This window comes from Vibrio sp. RC586 (assembly GCF_000176715.1).
Lineage (GTDB): Bacteria > Pseudomonadota > Gammaproteobacteria > Enterobacterales > Vibrionaceae > Vibrio.
The window spans coordinates 335404-355946 of sequence record NZ_ADBD01000007.1 but is presented as its reverse complement, the minus strand read 5'-3'; the positions used below and the strand labels follow the sequence as shown (position 1 = coordinate 355946).

The following is a 20543-nucleotide window of genomic DNA, read 5'->3' as shown; positions in this document are numbered from 1 at the left end:
TCGGCTTTGAAAAGAACGCAAGATTATGCTTGCTGAGTTTGTTGCTCAGATTCTTCGCTTGTCTGTTTGAGCAAACGGCTTGTGACTGTGCCAGCTGTCATCGAACCCGATACGTTGAGTGCAGTACGCGCCATATCAATTAGTGGCTCGATAGAAATCAGTAGTGCGGCGATGGTTACAGGCAAACCCATGGCTGGCAGCACAATCAGCGCTGCGAAGGTTGCACCGCCGCCCACGCCCGCGATCCCAAATGAACTGATGGTGATCATCGCAATCAAGGACACGATAAAGTGGATATCCAGAGGATTAATGCCCACTGTTGGGGCAACCATCACAGCCAACATCGCAGGGTAAATACCCGCACAGCCGTTTTGCCCAATCGTGGCACCGAATGACGCAGATAGGTTCGCAATCGCTGGTGGCACATTCAGTTTGGTGATTTGCGCTTCTACATTAAGCGGAATCGTGGCGGCTGAGCTACGTGAAGTAAAAGCAAAGGTCAGCACTGGCCAGATGTTTTTAAAGTAAGTGGTTGGGTTCACACCCACCATAGCTACGAGCAGACCGTGAACCACAAACATCAGTGCAATCGCAACGTAAGATGCAACAATAAAGCCCAATAAGCTCAGAATGTCTGAAGCGCTTGAAGTCGCGACCACTTTTGCCATTAGGGCTGCAATGCCGTAAGGCGTCAGCGCCATGATCATTTTGACAAGGCGCATCACAATCGCTTGTGCGGCTTCAACAAAAGTACGGATTGGCGTTTCTAATTCTTGCTTATCGGCCATCACTTTGCGTGCTGCAATACCAGTAAGCACACCGAAAATCACTACTGCGATGATGGAAGTCGAACGTGCACCCGTTAAATCAGCAAATGGGTTAGTTGGAATAAAGCTTACTAAAAGCTGTGGGATGGTGAGATCAGCGACGCTTGAAGCTCGGCTTTCCAATACTGCAATGCGTGCGGTTTCACGTGCGCCTTCTACTAAACCTTCCGCCGTCAAACCAAACGCTTGAGTGATCAGGATGCCGATCAGCGCTGAAATCGCGGTTGTTACCAGCAAAATACCTATGGTCAGGCCAGAAATTTTGCCTAATGAGCCGTTTTTATCCAGTCGTACGACCGCTGAAATCATGGAAACCAGTACCAGTGGCATGATCACCATTTTCAGCAAACCGACATAACCGTTGCCTACAATACCAATCCAAGAAAGTGTTTCTTTAATTGCTGGATGGCCTTCGCCCAGAACGACTTGCAGCGCCAAACCAAATGCACTACCAAGAACTAAACCAAATAAAACCTGACGAGAAAGGGTGGATGCTTTTTTCTGTAGTCCGAAGAGATACAGCAATAAGCCTGAGAAAATCACAAGTGCTGCGATGGTAACCACTGACATAATGAGATCCTTAAAAGGGGGGGAGTGAAATCTAACCGAAATGGCACTGAACAAGTGCTAGAAGTAACGGGTTAGAGCATCAAATGAGAATGATTTTCTGGGAATATAGCGATCGATATCACGAAAATAAACTGTGAAAAAAACATGTTTTATAACTAATGGTTATCAAAAACAGAGGGTTGATTGATCGCTGTGCGATTTGTGGGAACTTTGTGCAGTAGATGGTGTTTTTGCGAGTTGTCGATCTAATGAACATCATGAAATAGAACGGGGAAATTCACGGTCTGCTCAATAGTACAAAAAGAGGAGGTAAATATGTTGAATTGGCAACAAGTGCTGGACTTTGCAAATCAAGGTAATCCAACACCGGATTGTGAAGTGATCCGCAGCGAAGCTGAATGGCGCGAAATACTCAATGAACAGCAGTATTACGTGATGCGTCAGCATGGTACCGAAAGAGCTTTTTCCAATGCGATGTGTGAACTATTTGAACCAGGGTTATATCAGTGTGCAGGGTGTCAAACCTTACTGTTTGATTCCGCAACCAAGTTTGATTCCGGCACAGGATGGCCTTCGTTTTCACAGCCAGTGAAAATAAATGCCATCTCTTACCATTTGGATCACCAGTTAGCGCGTGCCAGAGTGGAAGTTTGTTGCAACACGTGTGCTTCACATCTAGGGCATGTGTTTCCTGATGGCCCGCTCCCGAGTGGTTTGCGCTATTGTATTAATTCTGTCGCTGTCGAAAAGCTCAACGCACATTAAGCGACCTACATCAGGTCTGGCCATAACCAGATCTGATGTTTCTCACGCACTTGATTTCTTGTTGAACAATATCGCCAGAGTGCTGGCATTAAGTCAGTGCTAGTGGCACTCGTTTGCCTTTTTTAGTGGCTGGTTTGTTGGGTTTTTGTTTTGGTGATCTTTGGTTAGCAATCATGGTACAACTCCTTGTTATTTCTCTGGTTAGGTAGACCCACTGAGAAAGGAAAACCAAACTTAAGCATCAAAGATGGAAGCGCTGTTCATACCAAGAGTATAGAACATTCTGTATCAATCGTTTATATGAGGGAAATTATCAGTAATTTTGCTTTGCGGCACGCTAGGCAAAATGTGCGAAGGTTTTTGCTTTGTTGTGTAGAGCGAGTAGACTGTGCCGACTCCGCCCCATGCCTAATAAGAAGTAAGGATGACTGCATGTTAGATCGCACTTTTAGCGCCGAAATCCAACAACGAATTGATCAAAAAACCAAACCACTCGCTGCACTCGGCCAACTTGAGCGTGTTGCTCATCAACTCGCTCTGATCCAAAGTCAATCCAAATCAAATGCCGTTAAACAGATTGAAATTCATCAACCTACTGTGCTGGTGTTTGCTGGCGATCATGGCATTGCCGCACAAGGTGTGAGTATCGCGCCAAGCGAAGTCACCGAACAAATGGTGCGCAATTTTCTTGCCGGTGGTGCCGCTATTAACTGTTTTTGCCGTACTGAGTATGCCGCCATGCGCGTTGTCGATTGCGGTATTTTGCGCGCGCAACCTGCGCATCCGGATTTGATTGAGCAAAGATTGGGTGCGGGAACAAACAATTTTGCGCAGCAAGCTGCGATGGGCCCAGAACAGGTTCAAGCTGGCATTACGTTAGGCAAAGCACTGATTCATCGCGAAGTTGATGCGGGATGTAATCTACTGATGTTTGGTGAAATGGGGATAGGGAATACCAGCAGTGCAGCGGCAATTTTAGCGGCACTTTCAGGGTTACCCATCGATGTGTGCGTAGGTCGCGGTACAGGCATCAGTGATGAACAGTTCCAACGTAAAATAACCTTAGTCACACAAGGTGTTGAACGCTGCTTAGGTGCTGAGCCGCAAGAAGTGTTAATGCAGGTCGGTGGCTTTGAAATCGTACAGATGGTTGGCGCATTCCTTGGGGCGTATGAAAAGAAAACTCCCGTATTGGTCGATGGTTTTATTGTTTCTGTCGCGGCTTATGTGGCAACGTTGATCGAGCCGAATGTGCGTGATTACTTACTGTTTGCTCATCGTTCACAAGAAGTAGGGCACCGAGCTGTATTGGAATTGCTTGGTGCAGAACCATTACTGGATTTAGGTCTACGTTTAGGTGAAGGAACAGGGGCTGTATTGGCTCTTGGGATCGTGCGTGCCGCCGTTGAGTTTTATAATCACATGGCGAGCTTTGCAGATGCTGGGGTGACCGTATAATGAGGCCGATTCTTCGTTATCAACTTGAACTTTTTCTATTGGCGGTCAGCTTCTTTTCACGCATACCGGTGCCTGTGAATCTACCTTATAGCAGCGAGCGCATGAATCAGGCCGGCCGCTATTTTGCGTTAGTCGGTTTACTCCTCGGGGCAATTTGTGCGCTCGTGTACTCCTTAGCTACCCAACTTTTTTCTACCAACATCAGTGTGTTTCTGACGATGGTACTTAGCCTATTACTGACGGGAGCATTCCACGAAGATGGGTTAGCGGATATGGCCGATGGCATCGGTGGAGGAATGACCGCAGAGCGCCGTTTAGCGATTATGAAAGACAGCCGCATTGGGACTTATGGAGCCTGTGCTCTGCTGATGGCTTTATTTGGTAAATACTTGCTGCTGACTGAACTTGCTGATCTAACCTCACTGGTGCCGATATGGTTGCTTGCGTATACGTTAAGCCGTGCGGTGGCTGCTTCTTTGATTCGCAATACCCCCTATGTTTCCGACACCGACAGCAGTAAAAGCAAACCTCTTGCGCAGCAACAGTCGGGCACTGATGTTGCGATTTTAGCGCTCACGGCTTTGGCAACCTTACTGGTGTTTTCATGGCAATTCATGGCAGTGATGATCGCGGCAAGCGTGATTTTTAGGCATACCTTCCGTACGTGGTTGATCAAACGCATAGGCGGTTTCACGGGCGATTGTTTGGGAGCTGCACAACAGTTAATGGAATTGATTATCTATATGATCCTGTTAGCTTTTCTACAACATGAACTGATGATTTAGGAGACAAGGTGAGCGTACATTTGATTTTAGGTGGCGCACGCAGTGGTAAATCGAGTCATGCGGAATGTCTTGCTAAACAGGCTGCACAAAAGCAATCGGCAACCTTGCATTATGTTGCAACTGCCACTGCCTTTGATGAGGAGATGCGTGCGCGAATTGCGCATCATCAAGCAAGGCGGAATGCCGAGTGGATTGAGCACGAAGTGCCGCTGGTACTCGCAGACTATTTAGCTCGCTTCCAAAAAAACGATGTGGTGTTGGTGGATTGCCTGACCTTGTGGTTGAACAACCTGCTTTTTGAACATGAACAATCGCTTTCTTCCTCGTTGATTGATGAGTATATAGAGCAACTGCTGGCCGCGTTAGCACAGACCCAAGCCCAGGTGATTTTAGTGAGTAATGAAGTTGGGATGGGAGTAGTTCCTATGGGGGAACTGACTCGTGTCTTTGTTGATCATGCAGGTTGGATGAACCAGAAAATCGCTGCCTTAGCGGATTCGGTGACTTTAGTGGTTGCAGGGTTACCACAGTGTTTAAAAGGCGAGAGCTAACGTTATGATCCGAATTTGGTTACTGCGCCACGGAAAAACGAAAGGGCCTGCCGCGCTCAATGGTGTGACTGATGTTGCGGTTGATAGCGAAATTCAGCAAGCGATCGCTGATCAACTGATGAACTTACCTTTCTCGCGAGTAATTAGCTCTCCTTTACGTCGTTGTGCGGATCTGGCGCAGTTGATTCAGAAGGTACGTCCGGAGATCACGCTTAACTATGATGTTAATCTGCGAGAACTGGATTTTGGTCAGTTTGATGGACAATCTTTTACTGAGCTAGAAAGTGAATGGCCACTGCTAGAGGCCTTTTGGCAAGATCCTGCAAAACATACCTTACCGCAAGCCGAACCCTTAGCCGATGCGTATCAACGAGTTTGCCAATCTTGGCAAGCATGGTTGCCTCAGTTGGAGAGCGATACACTCATACTCTGCCATGCAGGAACCATCCGCTTGATTTTGGCCGAAGTGTTGGGGGTGGATTGGCGCAATCCGAATTGGTATAGCCGTTTAACCATACCTCATCAGTCGCTGACTCAACTGAACCTTTATCCTGGTGAGTCACCTTTCGTGAGCGTGAGCAGCATCGGAAATGCGCTTTGAGGCTGTGGATCCCAGAATTGAATATAGTGTATCTCATTGAATTAGTGCTAGAATCTGCGTCGGTATCGTCGCCATCTGGTTTGGTGTGAATCATGTTCGACTCTCTTGGCTCGGTTAGGGTGAGAGGTCATAAGTGCGATCGTTTCGGCATAAATTGTTCGTACAATTTCTTAACATACCGCTGTGCAATAAAGGAGTAGCGCATGACGAAGTCTCTCTTCCGCCAATCTTTTCTGTTCGATAGCTTAGATCTTGCTCATTCCATGGTCACCCAATCGCTGTCTACAGCTCAAGGTGTAACCCTGACGCTACACCAGCGTGGCGTGTTAGAAGTCATCCCTGCACAGTATGATGCAACCACCAAAAATGTAGTGATTTCTTGCGGCATCCACGGTGATGAAACGGCACCTATGGAGCTCATGGATAAGTGGATTGACGATATTGTCAGCGGATTTCAACCGGTAGCAGAGCGCTGTTTGTTCATTCTGGCTCACCCTCAAGCTACAGGGCAGCATACGCGCTTCATTGAGCAGAACCTCAACCGCTTATTTGATGATAAACCCCACGTGCACAGTATCGAGTCTGCGATTGCGGATAATCTGAAATTGCTGCTTACACAATTTTTTGCCAATACAGAAGAGTATTCTCGTTGGCACTTGGACTTACACTGCGCAATTCGTGCGTCTAAACATTATTCCTTTGCGGTGAGCCCAAAATCACGCCATGCAGTGAGAAGCCGAGAGTTGATCCAGTTTGTTGAACAAGCTCATATCGAAGCGGTCATGCTTTCAAATGCCCCATCCAGTACGTTTAGTTGGTACTCAGCAGAGCATTTTGCTGCTCAAGCTTTAACCTTAGAGCTTGGCCAAGTTGCTCGTTTAGGTGAAAACAAATTAGATCGCCTCTTAGCCTTGGATTTGGCGATGCGTGATCTGATCTCTCGTCATAAACCTGAACATCTACCAAGAAAGGCTGTGATGTATCGAGTGAGTCGAACCATAGTGCGACTTCACGATGATTTTGATTTTCGCTTCAGTGATGATGTGGAAAACTTCACCGCCTTTATGCACGGCGAGGTGTTTGGCCATGATGGTGAAAAGCCATTGATGGCGAAAAATGAAGGGGAAGCGATCGTATTTCCGAATAGAAATGTGGCAATAGGACAACGGGCTGCATTAATGGTGTGTAAAGTGATTACCCGCTATGAAGATGACCAATTGGTGTACGACTGATTGTGCATTCACATGAACCGCTTTCTATTTGAATGGCTTAACGGTAAGGTTAGGCCATTCTTTTTTTTATGAATAATAAGATGGATTTTCATCGATTACTTCAGCATAAACAACAACGTTGGCGGCGCAGCGGCTATCTGCTGCTTGGGTTATTTTTCAGCTTATGTGCGGTTTATCTGCTCGTGGGAGAGTTATGGTTGTCGCCATTTTCCACGTGGTCTTCACTTGAACAGCAATTGGTGTGGGAGCTACGCCTGCCAAGGCTGCTTGCGGCGGCGGTAATTGGTGCTTCTTTGGCGATTGCAGGCGCAACTTTACAAGTGTTGCTCGGCAACGTGCTTGCTGAGCCCGGTGTGGTGGGCGTTTCCGGTGGTGCGAGTGTTGCTATGGTCATCTTGCTGCTGTTCTTCCCAAGTTTAAATTCTCCCGAAGCATTTATGGTTGTCGCCGTGCTAGGAGCATTGCTGTTTACCCTGCTTTTGGTGACGATGGCACGCAAATTACGCTTAACTACGGCGAGGTTGCTGTTGGTCGGTGTTGCACTAGGTATATTGTCAGGCGCAGTGGTCACTTGGGCATTCTATTTCAGTGATGATTTAGGTTTACGTCAGTTGATGTATTGGCTGATGGGCAGTGTTGCAGGCGTTAGTTGGTATCAGCATACACTCTCCTTGGTCTCAATTCCGGTAGTAGTTTGGTTAGCATTACAAGGTGGTTTGTTGGATAAGCTGATGCTAGGGGAAGGTCATGCGAAGCAACTCGGTGTTGATATTCATCGTGTCCGCTGGCGTTTGATCCTAGCTATTGCGTTATTGGTCGGTGCCTCTGTGGCAATGGGGGGCGTGATTGGTTTCGTGGGATTGGTGGTCCCTCATTTACTGCGTTTAACGCTAGGCTCTGAAAATCGACTCCTGTTACCTATGTCTGCCCTGTGCGGCGCTCTGTTATTGGTGAGCGCGGATCTGATTGCGCGTATGGCGCTGGGCAGTGGTGAGCTACCCCTTGGTGTGGTCACGACCACTCTGGGGGCGCCAATATTTATCTGGATGTTGGTGAGAAACCATGATTCGTGTTAATAGTTTACAGGTGGATTCGCGTCTGCTACCTCTCTCACTCAGTGCCAACGCTGGCGAGGTTTGGCATGTGATTGGCCCCAATGGCAGTGGCAAGAGTACCTTTCTGGCGGCATTGGCGGGGTTGACGTCATTTTCAGGTTCAATCCAGATTGATGAGTTGGAAGTGGGGGAGGCTAGTCTTTCTGAATTAGCCCTGCATCGTGCCTATCTTGCCCAAAATGATAAACCCAGTTTTCAATTGCAGGTTTTCCAATACTTAGCGCTTTCCATCCCTGCCGGTATGGCGATTGATAGCCCAGAAGTGGCCAGTGAAATTGATGAGATCAGTCGTCTGCTGAATATTGATGACAAGCTGCATCGTTCGATCCATCAACTTTCCGGTGGCGAATGGCAACGCGTACGTTTGGCTGGCAGTTGCTTACAAGTCTCTCCGGCGTTAAATCCATCTGCCCGTTTGCTGATTTGGGATGAACCCGCAGCACCGCTCGACATTGCTCAAGAAAGTTTGCTGTACCGCCTGATTGAGCGAATGGGCGGACAAGGACTGACTATCATTATGGCTAACCATGACCTCAATCGGACTTTGCGACACGCAGATAAGGTTCTGATGCTCAAAAATGGGGTGTTGTATCGCGCAGGCTGTGCTGAAGAGGTGCTTACTCAAGAAGCACTACAAGCGGTGTTTGGAGCGTCAATTCGCCGTATCGAACTTGAAGGTCATTACCATCTTCTGTTTGACTGAGTTCCCCTTGAATGATCGTCAACCTGATATGAAAAGCCACCTTAGATTAAGGTGGCTTTTTACTGCTCATTGATTGGGCTTAAAAATGAAAACGCCAAATTATTGTGAGATTTGCTATTGAGTCAGCGCCGCCAAGTTAGCCGGACGATAGTAAACGGATTTGAGCACTTTACCCTGACGAATGGTTTTTGACTCAGAGATAAAATCTTCGGCACATTTTGCAATGATGTACTCACCTTGGTGAACCGCCATCAGTTTAATACCTTGTTCCGCATAGAATTTCTCAGTATCTAAATACTCTTGCTCGTTACGGCACACTTTGCTCATGTTGGAGCTATGCACTTCATCCCAGCAAGGTAGGAATTCGATGTTTAAGTTATTGGCAACATGCAAAAGAAGATCAATCAGATAGCTGATGGCGAGATTGTCTGCCATTTTAGCTTGTCCCAAATGCACCAGCCGTCCCATAAGAACGTACACGGTATCCACAATGGCATCTGCTTGTTCAGTTTTATTATCGGCTTGTGCAAGCTCTGTCAGCTCTTCTATCGCCAAAGAGGTATGTAAGGTATCAGCCTGCTCGTTTAAAGTTTGTGGCGCGGCGACCGGCAGATCAAAGGTTTGACGAAACTCACTGATATCGCGATATAAGTGGTTGAAGATCTCTTGCGTCAGCTTGGTTAATTGCATGCTTGCGTTCCGGGTGGTGTTTAACAGGAGGGCAAGTGTAACAAAGCTTGCTAAATGGGGCTATTGCTGAGCATAGGTTGGGGCGGCAAAATTAATACGGAAAAACAAAAGGCGCGAAAACGCGCCTTATCGGTAGGGAGAACCGAAATACCTATAAACCTACATAGGGAATAGGTTACAGGTAGAGTTTGGCCAGTTGTGATGGCTCTAATTCTTTACCTTCTAGACTTGCGTTCCAGTTTGGTCCAACGAGAACACCATCTTCATCTAGGGTAATCAACCAATCTTCAGCAAATACATCAAATGGGATTTCAACCACTTCAAAGTCTGCCCACTCTTCGACATTATGAATTTGCGCATCTTCTTTTGATGACCAGAAAGGCATGACTTCACTTTCTTCAAATTCAGTCGATTCACAAGAGAGCCAACCTTCTTCGTTACGTAAACCCCATACTAGCTGGGTTTCTTGGGTTTCTTGAATAAACAGCGCTAGATTCGCGTCGATATCTGCCGTTAATTTGCTCATTTTGTTCTCTCGCAGTAGATAATGGCGTAAGGGTAGCACTTTCATTGGGGAATGCCCATGATGATCTCCGCGCTGTCTATAAAAAGAGTTAGATCACAGTTTAAAAGTCGTTAGTTTCTGATCAAGTTGACGAGATAAGTCTGCTAGTTTTTCGCTCTCTTCTGCCAAATAAGTCGCAGCTTGCGACATTTCTAACGCAGCATCATTAATTCCGCTCACGTTGCGATTCATTTCTTCAGCAACGGCACTTTGCTCTTCCGCTGCTGTTGCAATTTGTGTTGCTTTATCACTGACATGTTGGATGTGATTCACAATCAGAGATAAATCGTTACCAGCATTTTCGGCTGTAGACACACTGTTTGCGGCTAGGTCCTGACTCTTTTGCATCGCACTTGCCGTGCTCACCGCAAGTTGTTGTAAGCGGTTGATCATGGTTTGGATTTCGTCTGTAGAGTGATGGGTTCGGCTAGCTAAATTGCGCACTTCATCGGCAACCACCGCAAATCCTCGGCCTTGTTCCCCTGCTCGTGCCGCTTCAATGGCCGCATTTAGTGCGAGGAGATTAGTTTGCTCTGAAATGCCACTGATGACAGACGTGACCTCACTGATTTGCATCACTCCTTCTTTCAGTTTGTTCACTTGATCTGTTGCAATCCCGAGCTCAGTGGATAGGGCGCGAATACTATCAACACTGGAATGGACGTCTTTGTCACCCAGATTTGCCTCCTTACTGGCGTCGCGCGTATCGCGTGCCGTATCTTCCGCATGCCCAGCAACATCGGCCACAGTGGCCGTCATCTGGTTCATGGCTGTTGCGAGTTGGTTTAATTGATCACGTTGAGAGACGACAGCCTGGCTCGTTTCTTCTGCTGAGGATGCAATGCGTACAGCCGCTTCGGCAACAGATGAGGCAGACTGAACCGATTCGACTAAAGCATCGCGCACAGAGGCAATGCTGTCGTTAATACGCTGCGCCACAATGCCGAGTTCATCACGCCCCTTAACTCGGATTTTGGCTGTGAGGTCACCTTTGGCGACTTGTTTCATCGCATCTTTAATTGTGTCGAGCGGCTGGATAATGGCACGACTGATGATCACGCCGAGGCCTATCATAAATAAGGTGACGACTAAGGTTGCCAAACCCATTTTGAGGAATTGCTGATAGACAGCAGTTTGTATGTCATCGAGCAACATACCCGAGCCAAAAATCCACCCCCAAGGCGTAAAACCGTTCACATAAGAAAGTTTATCCGCGGGCTTGCCTTGCTGATTTTGCCAAGGATAGATCAGTGAGCCTTGTTGGCCATTGCGCGCTAGGTCGACCATGGTGTACCAAAATTGCCCTTCGGTGTCTTTTCCGGGGCTGCCCATTTGTTTTCCGATTAAATCTTGGCGGATTGGGTGCACAATCGTGTAGCGTGACTCGTCAATCACAAACATGTAATTGTTGCCATCAAAACGTAGCGCGTTGATCAGTGCCTTGGCTTGCTCTTGCGCTTGTTCTTTCGGTAGGGTTTGGTTGAGATAAGCAACTTGAGAAAGGGTGCTCTCTAAAACAGCCTTTAAGCGCGCTTCACGTTCGGCAACCAAATTTTCTTTTAAGGCATTAGCGGAAATGAGTAGTAAGCCCATAAAACCAATAATACCAACGATAACAATAGCGGCCAGTTTATAACTGACCTTAATATTCTCTAGCTTCAACATGACGTTACCACCTAACTGAGCATTGTGATGATCTATGTCTTATTTAACTGCGTTATTGTTTTGTAGGTAGTTGCAGATAAGATCACCTAAAAGCATGGATGACATCGGCTGATTTGCCACTTGTGCACGCTTAATATGTTAACCAGTTCAACTATTTGGTGATAATCAATGTAATTATTTCAAGATCCAGGGGGGAGGCGAGCCTCCCATGTCATGGTAAATGGTTTCGGTAGAGAAGGTAAAAGTGGGACTCAACTAAGCTTCAAGTGTTACACGGGTATCTGTGCTCAAAGATTCAAGCTCTTTCACCACGTCGTCAATTTCAGTATCGATAGGTAGACGCATTGCGACGTTTGCCGTAAATAAACTTGAGCTAATACCGCCGCCGCCGGCGATAAATACGCGTTGGCAATCCATATCCAAAATGCTGATCCCTTGCCCATCAAGAAGATGGGTAATTTCGTTGACGATACCGGCTCGGTCATTTGCATCAAGGCGAATTTGATACACTGTGTCATCGGCATGGATGTGGTGATCGGCATCCTCAACTTCAACTAAGAGTCCAGGATAAGATTCGAATGCCTCTTTCACTGCCGCTGCATTCTCCTGTGGTAACTCAATTTTGATCACGGCGGCAACTCTATCTTCGATGAAGTTCACTTTGCTGATCAGCCATTTGCCACCATTGTCATGGGTGACGGCTGCCAACCGTTTGATGGTGGCAGGTGTTGCTTTCCCGACAAAGTTTACAATGAAAATGTTGTTCATGTTGGCCTCCTGACAAGAGATTCGCGTAGCTCGCTCTTTGAGTGTAGGAGCTTAGCTAGGTTAAGAATTGACGAAAGTCAATTTTTGAACAGGCAGTATCAATGGAGAGACAATAATTCTACTTGCGCCACAGATTTACTGCCTAGGTTTAAGAGGGGGGAAGCTAAAAAGGGAATAAAAAAACAGGCAACCCAATAATGTTGCCTGTCTAATATTTGTAGCTAGCTTAAGCATGGCTAGAAGCTTATTTTTAGGTTAACGCCGTAATACTGAGAGTCTATAGGAGCACCTGCATCCAACGCATATTTGGCAGCGCTAGGGTTGCTTGACCAAGGGCTGCTCTGGAAGGAAACATCTGCAGAGCCTCCCCACGCATTACTTACCCAACCGTGTATATGGCCAATGGGGTTGAGGAAGAACAGCGTTACCCCTCCAACTGTATCTGACCCCATTAATTCGCCACCATTAGCGACAATGTTTTGTTCTGCTTCAAACATAAGTTCACCCACCACGGCACCAAAGAATGGGGTGACAAAAATATCTTGCCATGAGGGCACTTCTGCGAAGGCTTCAACGCCATATTCCCAGAAGAAAGTTGACATGGTTGCAGAATAGAGGAATGACTCAAACTCGTTAAATCCTGCATGGCGCGCAGCGGTGTAGTAAACGCCACCGAAGTAAGGGTGCATGATGTAGTTGAGGAAGTGCTCATCACGATCCCACGTTGGCCCCGAGCTGACGTTATCTTTCCATTTTTTGCCAAGGCCGCTGAGTTTGCGATCTTCCGCATCCCATTTGGTGATGGATTCTGGGAGTAAAGTCATTAATCCTGCGGTCATAACACTCAGACCTAAGATGGTATAGGTCTGGCCTTTGAGGTAGTCCCAATCACGAGTGTCTTGCACCATCAGATATTTCGGTAGGGGGTCATCGAGTTTGAGTGATGGATCATCATTAAGGCTCAAAGAAAACGGATCACCGAGAGAATCGGTATAATTATTGCCTTAGGCATAATTATTGCTTAAGTAGCAGCCGGTCTGTTCACAGCCCATTTGGTAGGCAAAATCAGATTGGAAGTTCACATCTTGTTGTGCGTTTACGCAGGCTGAAAATGTCAACAACATCATGGCGGTGATGTTTTTTTTGGGCACAGATGTCTCCACTAAAAAGGTAATTCGTCGATGAGGGTCACAATTATCCATAAAACTCACCAACAAGAAAGCTGATAATTGAACTTGTTTGAAATTGCTTAATGGATAAAACGTTCTTTTCTATTAGTTGCTGGTAGTTCAATATAGCAACAGCATTTACATCAGGATGGCAAATATGTTGAAAATAGCAATGCTCAGTACCGGCGAAGAGGTTTTGCACGGTGATATTGTTGACTCTAACGCAGCTTGGTTAGCGCGGGAGTTTTATCAGCATGGCTTTTCATTGTCTAAACGCTCTACCGTGGGTGATAGTCAACCTGCTTTGGTTGAAGAATTGATGATGCTGAGTTTTAACTCGGATGTTGTAATCGTCAATGGAGGGCTAGGGCCAACCAGCGACGATATGACCGCTGAAGCTGCCTCACAAGCAGCAGAGCAGCCTCTGGAGCTCAATACAGATTGGCTGACTCGGCTTGAGACATTTTTTGCTGGGCGCGGCCGAACTATGCCAGAAAGTAATCGTAAACAAGCGATGTTGCCAGCGAATGCGGAGTTGATTGATAACCCCGTGGGAACGGCATGTGGTTTTAAAATGCAGATTAACGATTGTTGGTTCTATTTTACGCCTGGAGTTCCTAAAGAGTTTTACAAAATGGTCAGTGAGCAGATCTTGCCTGATTTGCAACGGCAATTTCCTTCCGTACAAGGGCAACAGTGCAGCCGCTTGTATACCTTCGGTACCTCTGAATCTTCAATTTCGGATAAATTGGATAAAATGCATCTGCCGGAAGGTTATACCTTGGGCTATCGCTCATATTTACCATTTATTGAAGTTAAGCTGTTTGGCCCTGAGCAAGATGATGAATGCCGCTTAAGCTTGCTGAAAATTATTCATGCGCACTTAGAGCAATACGTAGTGAGTATTGATGAGCCGATGCTTGCATATCTTGGTCATGTGATGACGGAAAAAGGATTGACACTGGCGTTTGCGGAGCAATCTACCCATGGTTGGTTGTCGAGTTGGTTACTCAGTGAATCAAAAATTGAAGCTTTAGCTGGGCATTCATGGATTTTGAGTCATCGAGTCTCTTCTGAACTTGCTCATCAAGACCCACTTGCTGCGGCGTTTGCATTAGCAGGAGCAACCAAGGATAAGTGTGGAACACAGATGGCGTTGGTAACGGGATCATTGAAAGATGATCAAGTTTCGGTTGCACTCTCCACTCCCAATGGAGAGTGGGGGCAAACGGTAAAATTTGTCCGCCGTTTTACTGCCCAAGAGCAGAAAGAGTGGATTGCGACACTGGCGGTAGACATGCTGCTTCGCTATCTCACTGGGCGTCCTATGTTTGTTGGTTACAGTGCAGTAGAGCGAATCAAAGAAATGTACCTACCAAAGAGTGCGCTCAATTAAAATCAGAGTCTTACTCTAATTGCTTGAATAGAAAGATATTTTATATAGTTATGCATTCTGAGCTAACTGAATGAATCTTCTGCTTATTCTGCATATTGAGGGATTGCTATTCGTTATGCGTATTTTGTCTAATCATTAAGCAGATGATTTATTTAGAGAGCTTATTTTGTCTCAAAAGTGAGGCTTTAAACCCTTGGTTGGATCGGTAAACTGACTTTTCACCTGAAAGTGGAAGCAGGAGGCTGACATGTTTCAACACTCGAAGATCTTGGTTTGGTACAGAATCGCTAGTCAAAAAGTGGTTTTAGGAGAAGCACATAGCGATGGAACAGAGGATGTTGTTTCGATCTGGTTACACGCTCCGGCACAGTTCGATCAAGCTAGCAATCAAGGCTATTGGTTATCTCTGTTTGATGATGGCGGACGAGAAATTGGCAATAAGTGGGTATCGATGAGAACGGCGGATGCAATCTTGTGTGGGGGGAATAGAGCCAGAGCCTAAGCTCTGGCTAGCGTATATTCTTGGCAGTCGTCGTTTACTGGTGGCAACTAATATCTTTCTACACTTGAATCGTCTAGACAGAACCATTGATCAAGCACGTTTGGCTTTCAGTTGGTAAGTCACTTGCTCAATTTCCAGTGCCGTTTTAGCACGACAAATGCATGGAAGAATCTCGTTACCTTGAGTGTAAGCCATGGCAAAACCAACATACTCGACCTCACCAGAGACTAACTGGCAACGACAGGCACCACAGTGCCCATCGCGACAGTTGTATTCTGGTTCTAACCCCGCTTGTTCCATGCTTTCAAGCAGGGTGTGGCTAGGATTAGACTCAATGGTCAGCAGTTTGTTGATTTTGATTGCCGCCATTAAAGTTCAAAGCCCTCGAAATCATCGGTGCTTACTTCGTTGTCGATTTGGCCAACTAAGTAAGAACTGATTTCAGCTTCTTGAGGAGCAACTTGTACGTTATCAGAAGATAACCAAGCATTGATCCAAGGAATCGGGTTGGTGGTCGCAGTTGGGTAAGCTGGCTCAAGACCCACGGCTTGCATACGAATGTTGGTAATGTACTCAACGTACTGGCACAAAATATCTTTGTTAAGGCCAATCATCGAACCGTCTTTGAACAAGTAAGCTGCCCACTCTTTTTCTTGCTCTGCCGCTTCTTTGAACAGATCAAAACTTTCTTGTTTACACTCTTCTGCAACTTGCAGGAAGGTGAAATCGTCCATACCGTTGCGCAGGAGGTTGAGCATGTGCTGAGTACCTGTCAGATGCAGAGCTTCATCACGCGCAATCAGTTTGATGATCTTCGCATTGCCTTCCATCAACTCACGTTCTGCAAACGCAAATGAACAAGCAAAGCTCACGTAGAAACGAATCGCTTCCAGTGCATTCACTGACATTAAGCACAGATACAGTTTCTTCTTCAGATTTTTGAGGGAAACATTGACCGTTTCACCATTGATCTGATGCTGGCCCTCACCGTAGCGGTGGTAGTCGTTAGTCAACTGGATCAAATCATCGTAGTAGTGGGCGATGTCTTTCGCACGCTTGAGGATGTGCTCGTTTTCAACGATATCGTCAAACACCACCGCAGGATCATTCACGATGTTACGGATGATGTGCGTGTATGAGCGTGAGTGAATGGTCTCAGAGAAAGACCAAGTCTCAATCCAAGTTTCCAGTTCAGGCAGTGAAACCAGCGGTAGCAGTGCGACGTTCGGGCTGCGGCCTTGAATTGAATCGAGCAGAGTTTGGTATTTCAGGTTCGAAATGAAAATGTGCTTCTCATGATCAGGCAGTTTGCCGTAATCAATACGATCGCTTGACACATCCACTTCTTCCGGACGCCAGAAGAAGGAGAGTTGCTTTTCAATCAGCTTCTCGAAGATTTCATATTTTTGTTGGTCGTAACGTGCGACGTTGACAGGCTGACCAAGAAACATAGGTTCTTTTAGTTGGTCATTCTTTTTTTGGGTAAAAGTACTGTAAGCCATTGTTGCCTTCATCCGTTTGGCCTCTTGCCGGAGCAAGAGGCATGCAAATCAAAGAGTTAAACTATTATCTCGTGGTTTAGCTTGAATAAGCTTAGATTTTACAAGCACCGCTTGCGCAATCGTCTTCTTGTACTTTGACAGCATCAGTTTGCTCGTCTTTCGCGCCATCACGAGTGTTATGGTAATACAGCGTTTTTACACCAAACTTGTACGCTGTCAGCAGATCTTGCAGTAGCTTCTTCATCGGCACTTTGCCTGAATCGAAATTACTTGGATCGTAGTTAGTATTGGCAGAGATCGCTTGGTCAACGAACTTTTGCATGATACCCACTAAGTGCAGATAGCCATCGTTCGAACCGATGTTCCACAGCAGTTCATAGTTCTCTTTAAAGCGAGTGAATTCAGGAACCACTTGCTTCAAGATGCCATCTTTTGACGCTTTGACCGAAACATAACCACGTGGTGGCTCTATACCGTTAGTCGCGTTAGAAATTTGCGATGAAGTCTCTGATGGCATCAATGCCGTCAGGGTAGAGTTACGCAGACCGTGTTCCATGATCTCATGGCGTAGCTTGTCCCAGTCATAATGCAGAGGTTCTGCACATACGAGATCGATATCTTTCTTGTAAGTATCGATAGGCATCAAGCCTTTAGCGTAGTTAGTCTCATGGAACAGTGGGCAACGGCCTTGTTCTTTCGCCAGCTTCATTGAGGCACGTAGCAGGTGATACTGCATTGCTTCAAACGTGCGATGAGTCAGACCATTTGCACTGCCGTCAGAGTATTTCACGCCGTTTTTCGCTAGGTAGTAAGCGTAGTTGATCACGCCTACACCCAGAGTACGGCGGTTCATTGAAGAACGACGTGCCGCAGGCAGTGGGTAGTCTTGGTAATCCAACAGTGCATCCAGAGCACGAACCACAAGGTCAGACAGCTCTTCAAAATCATCCAGTGACTGGATTGCACCTAAGTTAAATGCAGAAAGGGTACACAGGGCAATTTCACCGCTTTCATCTTCCACATTTGCCAGTGGTGAAGTTGGCAGTGCGATTTCCAGACACAGGTTTGATTGACGTACAGGCGCAACGGCCGCATCAAATGGGCTGTGCGTGTTACAGTGGTCAACGTTTTGGATGTAGATACGGCCAGTTGAAGCACGTTCTTGCATCAGCAGAGTGAAGATTTCTAGCGCTTTAACGGTTTTCTTCTTAATTGAAGGATCGTTTTCGTACTTCACATACAGACGTTCGAACTCGTCTTGGTCTTGGAAGAACGCATCGTATAATCCCGGAGCATCAGAAGGAGAGAACAGGGTAATGTTGCCACCTTCAACCAGGCGCTTGTACATCAGTTTGTTGAGCTGAACACCGTAATCCATATGACGAACACGGTTTTCTTCAACACCACGGTTGTTTTTCAGAACCAGCAGAGATTCTGCTTCACCGTGCCATAGAGGGTAGAAAACCGTTGCTGCGCCACCACGAACACCGCCTTGCGAGCAGCATTTCACCGCCGTTTGGAAGTACTTGTAAAATGGGATACAGCCAGTGTGGAACGCTTCGCCACCACGGATTTCAGAACCCAGCGCACGAATACGACCTGCGTTGATACCAATACCAGCACGTTGAGAAACGTAGCGAACAATGGAGCTCGCCGTTGCATTGATAGAATCTAGGCTGTCGCCACATTCAATCAGCACACAAGAGCTGAACTGACGAGTCGGAGTACGTACACCCGACATAATTGGCGTTGGCAGCGAGATCTTAAAGGTCGACGTCGCATCATAGAAACGTTTGACGTAATCAAGGCGCGTCTCTTTTGGATACTTAGCAAATAGGCAAGCGGCCACTAAAATGTATAGGAACTGTGCACTTTCGTAGATTTGACCGGTAACGCGGTTCTGTACGAAATATTTACCTTCAAGCTGTTTCACCGCAGCATAAGAGAAATCCAGATCGCGACGGTGGTCAATGAACTGATCCATCAGCTCCAGTTCTTCACGAGTATAGTCTTCCAGCAAATGTTTATCGTATTTGCCTTTCTCGACCATGTTGGTCACGTGCTTGAACAGCGTTGGTGGTTCATATTCCCCATAAGCCTTTTTGCGCAGGTGGAAAACCGCAAGACGCGCAGCAAGGTATTGGTAGTCTGGTGTTTCTTCGGAAATCAGATCCGCCGCCGACTTGATGATAGTTTCATGGATGTCTGAGGTCGTAATGCCATCATAGAACTGAATATGAGCGCGCAGTTCTACTTGTGAGACAGAAACGTTTTGCAGACCTTCGGCAGCCCAAGTGATCACTCGGTGGATCTTATCAAGATCAATAATTTCTTTGCGGCCATCACGCTTGGTGACAGTAAGTTGTTGGTTCATTCTGCTTCATTTCCCTAACAAAACTGATAAAAGCCGTATTTTTGTCTAATTCTTGTAAATTGAATCGCGGCTTTTGTGATCAAGCTCGCCCTACATATAGCGTCATAAACACTATATGTAGGGGTGCTTCAGTGTTCGGGTTACAAGATAGTGCTATGAGAGGTCTATTGCAAGTTACAGTTAGGGGACAGATTGTGGATAACTAGCAAAATTAAAAAAATCAGTTAGTGCCTACTTACTGATGATCAAAGAGCAGAGTTGATTGTAAAAAACGCCTTTTCCACATCGCTTTATTCGTAACCACAAACGAAAAAAATTTTCTTGATCTTTAAGGAAAAATTTACGCCGAAATCGGATCGTTCAAAATGGAATCAAACGCACGAAAAATAGACTAAAAAAGTGCGGTAACCTGTGCTACCGCGGCGATTTTTTAGCGTTGCCTATGCGTTAAACTAGGCGGGTATGGACGATGTAATTCACATCGACATTTGAACCTAAACGGTAGGTATCGGTCAGTGGGTTGTAATGTAGACCAGTGATGCCTTGTTCTTGCAACGCTGTTTGGTCAATCATTTTCAACAGTTCTGATGGACGAATAAATTTATTGTGGTCATGCGTGCCTTCCGGAACGATCTTCAGCAGCTTTTCTGCACCCACAATCGCAAACAGATAGGATTTGACGTTGCGGTTAAGGGTAGAGAAGAACACATGGCCGCCGGGTTTAACCAGTTTGGTGCAAGACTGAATCACTGAAAGTGGGTCTGGAACGTGCTCCAGCATTTCCATGCAAGTCACCACATCATACGTTTGCGGGTTAGCCGCCGCATGATCTTCAACAGTGCTTTGGATGTAGGTTAGCTTCGTGCCCGTTTCGAGCGCATGCAAACGCGCCACTTCCAAAGGCTCTTTGCCCATATCAAGGCCGGTCACTTGTGCGCCTTCACGCGCCATGCTTTCCGCTAAAATGCCGCCGCCACAGCCTACATCCAACACTTTTTTGCCAAATAGACCGTTGGCTTTCTCTAGCACATAGTTAAGACGGAGAGGGTTGATCTGGTGTAAGGGCTTAAATTCGCCTTCCAGATCCCACCAACGAGAAGCCATATCCTCGAATTTTTTGATTTCGTTGGGATCGACGTTTTGTGCTGAAGCCTGCTGAGTAGAAGCCAAGTGTGTTGAAGCCATCTTGTATCGCCTGTATTACGCATCCGTGAAGAATGGGCATTATAGCGCGCTGAGTAAATCGCACCAGTTGAGATGCCAGATTTGGCGATGAGCGTTTAAAAAACAACCATCTAACTTTGC

Annotated in this window: 19 protein-coding genes and 1 pseudogene; 10 read left to right on the top strand and 10 right to left on the bottom strand. The window is 46.4% G+C overall.

Features of this window, described 5'->3' with window-relative positions:
• Positions 1-23: 23 nt before the first annotated feature.
• Positions 24-1397 (bottom strand): L-cystine transporter, encoded by a 1374-nt coding sequence (locus VOA_RS12525; RefSeq protein ID WP_000117943.1) that lies wholly within the window; start codon positions 1395-1397, stop codon positions 24-26.
• 315 nt (positions 1398-1712) lie between these two features.
• On the opposite strand from VOA_RS12525, the gene msrB reads away from it, so the two are divergent.
• The 8 genes from msrB to btuD all read left to right on the top strand — a co-directional run bounded on the left by msrB (position 1713) and on the right by btuD (position 8607).
• The gene (gene msrB, locus VOA_RS12530) at positions 1713-2162 is read left to right on the top strand and encodes a peptide-methionine (R)-S-oxide reductase MsrB (RefSeq protein ID WP_000935888.1); all 450 of its coding nucleotides are present in this window, start codon (positions 1713-1715) and stop codon (positions 2160-2162) included.
• 432 nt (positions 2163-2594) lie between these two features.
• Positions 2595-3620 (top strand): nicotinate-nucleotide--dimethylbenzimidazole phosphoribosyltransferase, encoded by a 1026-nt coding sequence (cobT, locus tag VOA_RS12535; protein ID WP_000887094.1) that lies wholly within the window; start codon positions 2595-2597, stop codon positions 3618-3620.
• Positions 3620-4405 (top strand): adenosylcobinamide-GDP ribazoletransferase, encoded by a 786-nt coding sequence (locus VOA_RS12540; protein ID WP_001247408.1) that lies wholly within the window; start codon positions 3620-3622, stop codon positions 4403-4405. Before cobT ends, VOA_RS12540 begins: the two co-directional genes overlap by 1 nt.
• An 8-nt stretch (positions 4406-4413) precedes the next feature.
• Positions 4414-4956 carry a bifunctional adenosylcobinamide kinase/adenosylcobinamide-phosphate guanylyltransferase gene (cobU, locus tag VOA_RS12545; RefSeq protein WP_000110715.1) on the top strand — a complete coding sequence of 181 codons (543 nt, stop codon included), beginning with the start codon at positions 4414-4416 and terminating at the stop codon, positions 4954-4956.
• 4 nt (positions 4957-4960) lie between these two features.
• On the top strand, positions 4961-5557 hold the full coding sequence (locus VOA_RS12550; protein WP_000619443.1) for a histidine phosphatase family protein: 597 nt from the start codon (positions 4961-4963) through the stop codon (positions 5555-5557).
• Positions 5558-5760: 203 nt separating this feature from the next.
• The gene (locus tag VOA_RS12555) at positions 5761-6789 is read left to right on the top strand and encodes a succinylglutamate desuccinylase (RefSeq protein WP_000167423.1); all 1029 of its coding nucleotides are present in this window, start codon (positions 5761-5763) and stop codon (positions 6787-6789) included.
• 80 nt (positions 6790-6869) lie between these two features.
• On the top strand, positions 6870-7865 hold the full coding sequence (gene btuC / locus VOA_RS12560; RefSeq protein ID WP_000345519.1) for a vitamin B12 ABC transporter permease BtuC: 996 nt from the start codon (positions 6870-6872) through the stop codon (positions 7863-7865).
• Positions 7852-8607, top strand: coding sequence for a vitamin B12 ABC transporter ATP-binding protein BtuD (gene btuD / locus VOA_RS12565; protein WP_000621852.1), 756 nt, complete (start codon positions 7852-7854; stop codon positions 8605-8607). The genes btuC and btuD overlap by 14 nt, the downstream gene beginning before the upstream one ends.
• 114 nt (positions 8608-8721) lie before the next feature.
• On the opposite strand, the gene VOA_RS12570 is transcribed toward btuD, so the two are convergent.
• The 5 genes and pseudogenes from VOA_RS12570 to VOA_RS0117475 form a co-directional block, all read right to left on the bottom strand.
• On the bottom strand, positions 8722-9297 hold the full coding sequence (locus tag VOA_RS12570) for a nucleoside triphosphate pyrophosphohydrolase family protein (protein WP_001177590.1): 576 nt from the start codon (positions 9295-9297) through the stop codon (positions 8722-8724).
• Between the two features lie 175 nt (positions 9298-9472).
• Entirely contained in the window at positions 9473-9823 is a 351-nt protein-coding gene (locus tag VOA_RS12575; protein WP_032468208.1) for a DUF2750 domain-containing protein, read from the bottom strand.
• A 93-nt stretch (positions 9824-9916) separates the two neighbouring features.
• Positions 9917-11527 (bottom strand): methyl-accepting chemotaxis protein, encoded by a 1611-nt coding sequence (locus tag VOA_RS12580; RefSeq protein ID WP_000915493.1) that lies wholly within the window; start codon positions 11525-11527, stop codon positions 9917-9919.
• A gap of 255 nt (positions 11528-11782) precedes the next feature.
• Positions 11783-12295, bottom strand: coding sequence for a glycine cleavage system protein R (locus VOA_RS12585; RefSeq protein ID WP_001059534.1), 513 nt, complete (start codon positions 12293-12295; stop codon positions 11783-11785).
• Positions 12296-12531: 236 nt separating this feature from the next.
• Positions 12532-13446: pseudogene (locus tag VOA_RS0117475) on the bottom strand (DUF3943 domain-containing protein).
• A 175-nt stretch (positions 13447-13621) separates the two neighbouring features.
• On the opposite strand from VOA_RS0117475, the gene VOA_RS12590 reads away from it, so the two are divergent.
• Positions 13622-14860: a CinA family nicotinamide mononucleotide deamidase-related protein gene (locus VOA_RS12590; protein ID WP_000912235.1), complete on the top strand. Its 1239-nt coding sequence runs from the start codon at positions 13622-13624 to the stop codon at positions 14858-14860.
• A 247-nt stretch (positions 14861-15107) separates the two neighbouring features.
• Complete coding sequence (locus VOA_RS12595) at positions 15108-15362, top strand: hypothetical protein (RefSeq protein WP_000486263.1); 255 nt, start codon at positions 15108-15110, stop codon at positions 15360-15362.
• Between the two features lie 90 nt (positions 15363-15452).
• Here the strand turns inward: VOA_RS12595 and yfaE are convergent, their stop codons facing one another.
• The 4 genes from yfaE to ubiG all read right to left on the bottom strand — a co-directional run bounded on the left by yfaE (position 15453) and on the right by ubiG (position 20423).
• Entirely contained in the window at positions 15453-15731 is a 279-nt protein-coding gene (gene yfaE / locus VOA_RS12600) for a class I ribonucleotide reductase maintenance protein YfaE (protein ID WP_000718940.1), read from the bottom strand.
• Positions 15731-16864 (bottom strand): class Ia ribonucleoside-diphosphate reductase subunit beta, encoded by a 1134-nt coding sequence (gene nrdB, locus VOA_RS12605; RefSeq protein ID WP_000331865.1) that lies wholly within the window; start codon positions 16862-16864, stop codon positions 15731-15733. Before nrdB ends, yfaE begins: the two co-directional genes overlap by 1 nt.
• A gap of 91 nt (positions 16865-16955) precedes the next feature.
• Positions 16956-19238: a class 1a ribonucleoside-diphosphate reductase subunit alpha gene (gene nrdA, locus VOA_RS12610; protein ID WP_001075907.1), complete on the bottom strand. Its 2283-nt coding sequence runs from the start codon at positions 19236-19238 to the stop codon at positions 16956-16958.
• A gap of 447 nt (positions 19239-19685) precedes the next feature.
• A complete protein-coding gene (gene ubiG, locus VOA_RS12615; RefSeq protein WP_000168824.1) occupies positions 19686-20423 on the bottom strand; it encodes a bifunctional 2-polyprenyl-6-hydroxyphenol methylase/3-demethylubiquinol 3-O-methyltransferase UbiG in 738 nt (245 codons plus the stop codon).
• Positions 20424-20543: the final 120 nt, after the last annotated feature.

What these genes read in the sequence shown, in the direction of transcription:
- VOA_RS12525 (WP_000117943.1), bottom strand. Translation starts at nt 1,397, where the DNA reads ATGTCAGTGGTTACCATCGCAGCACTTGTGATTTTCTCAGGCTTATTG.
- msrB (WP_000935888.1), top strand. Translation starts at nt 1,713, where the DNA reads ATGTTGAATTGGCAACAAGTGCTGGACTTTGCAAATCAAGGTAATCCA.
- cobT (WP_000887094.1), top strand. Translation starts at nt 2,595, where the DNA reads ATGTTAGATCGCACTTTTAGCGCCGAAATCCAACAACGAATTGATCAA.
- VOA_RS12540 (WP_001247408.1), top strand. Translation starts at nt 3,620, where the DNA reads ATGAGGCCGATTCTTCGTTATCAACTTGAACTTTTTCTATTGGCGGTC.
- VOA_RS12550 (WP_000619443.1), top strand. Translation starts at nt 4,961, where the DNA reads ATGATCCGAATTTGGTTACTGCGCCACGGAAAAACGAAAGGGCCTGCC.
- VOA_RS12555 (WP_000167423.1), top strand. Translation starts at nt 5,761, where the DNA reads ATGACGAAGTCTCTCTTCCGCCAATCTTTTCTGTTCGATAGCTTAGAT.
- btuC (WP_000345519.1), top strand. Translation starts at nt 6,870, where the DNA reads ATGGATTTTCATCGATTACTTCAGCATAAACAACAACGTTGGCGGCGC.
- btuD (WP_000621852.1), top strand. Translation starts at nt 7,852, where the DNA reads ATGATTCGTGTTAATAGTTTACAGGTGGATTCGCGTCTGCTACCTCTC.
- VOA_RS12570 (WP_001177590.1), bottom strand. Translation starts at nt 9,297, where the DNA reads ATGCAATTAACCAAGCTGACGCAAGAGATCTTCAACCACTTATATCGC.
- VOA_RS12575 (WP_032468208.1), bottom strand. Translation starts at nt 9,823, where the DNA reads ATGAGCAAATTAACGGCAGATATCGACGCGAATCTAGCGCTGTTTATT.
- VOA_RS12580 (WP_000915493.1), bottom strand. Translation starts at nt 11,527, where the DNA reads ATGTTGAAGCTAGAGAATATTAAGGTCAGTTATAAACTGGCCGCTATT.
- VOA_RS12585 (WP_001059534.1), bottom strand. Translation starts at nt 12,295, where the DNA reads ATGAACAACATTTTCATTGTAAACTTTGTCGGGAAAGCAACACCTGCC.
- VOA_RS12590 (WP_000912235.1), top strand. Translation starts at nt 13,622, where the DNA reads ATGTTGAAAATAGCAATGCTCAGTACCGGCGAAGAGGTTTTGCACGGT.
- VOA_RS12595 (WP_000486263.1), top strand. Translation starts at nt 15,108, where the DNA reads ATGTTTCAACACTCGAAGATCTTGGTTTGGTACAGAATCGCTAGTCAA.
- yfaE (WP_000718940.1), bottom strand. Translation starts at nt 15,731, where the DNA reads ATGGCGGCAATCAAAATCAACAAACTGCTGACCATTGAGTCTAATCCT.
- nrdB (WP_000331865.1), bottom strand. Translation starts at nt 16,864, where the DNA reads ATGGCTTACAGTACTTTTACCCAAAAAAAGAATGACCAACTAAAAGAA.
- nrdA (WP_001075907.1), bottom strand. Translation starts at nt 19,238, where the DNA reads ATGAACCAACAACTTACTGTCACCAAGCGTGATGGCCGCAAAGAAATT.
- ubiG (WP_000168824.1), bottom strand. Translation starts at nt 20,423, where the DNA reads ATGGCTTCAACACACTTGGCTTCTACTCAGCAGGCTTCAGCACAAAAC.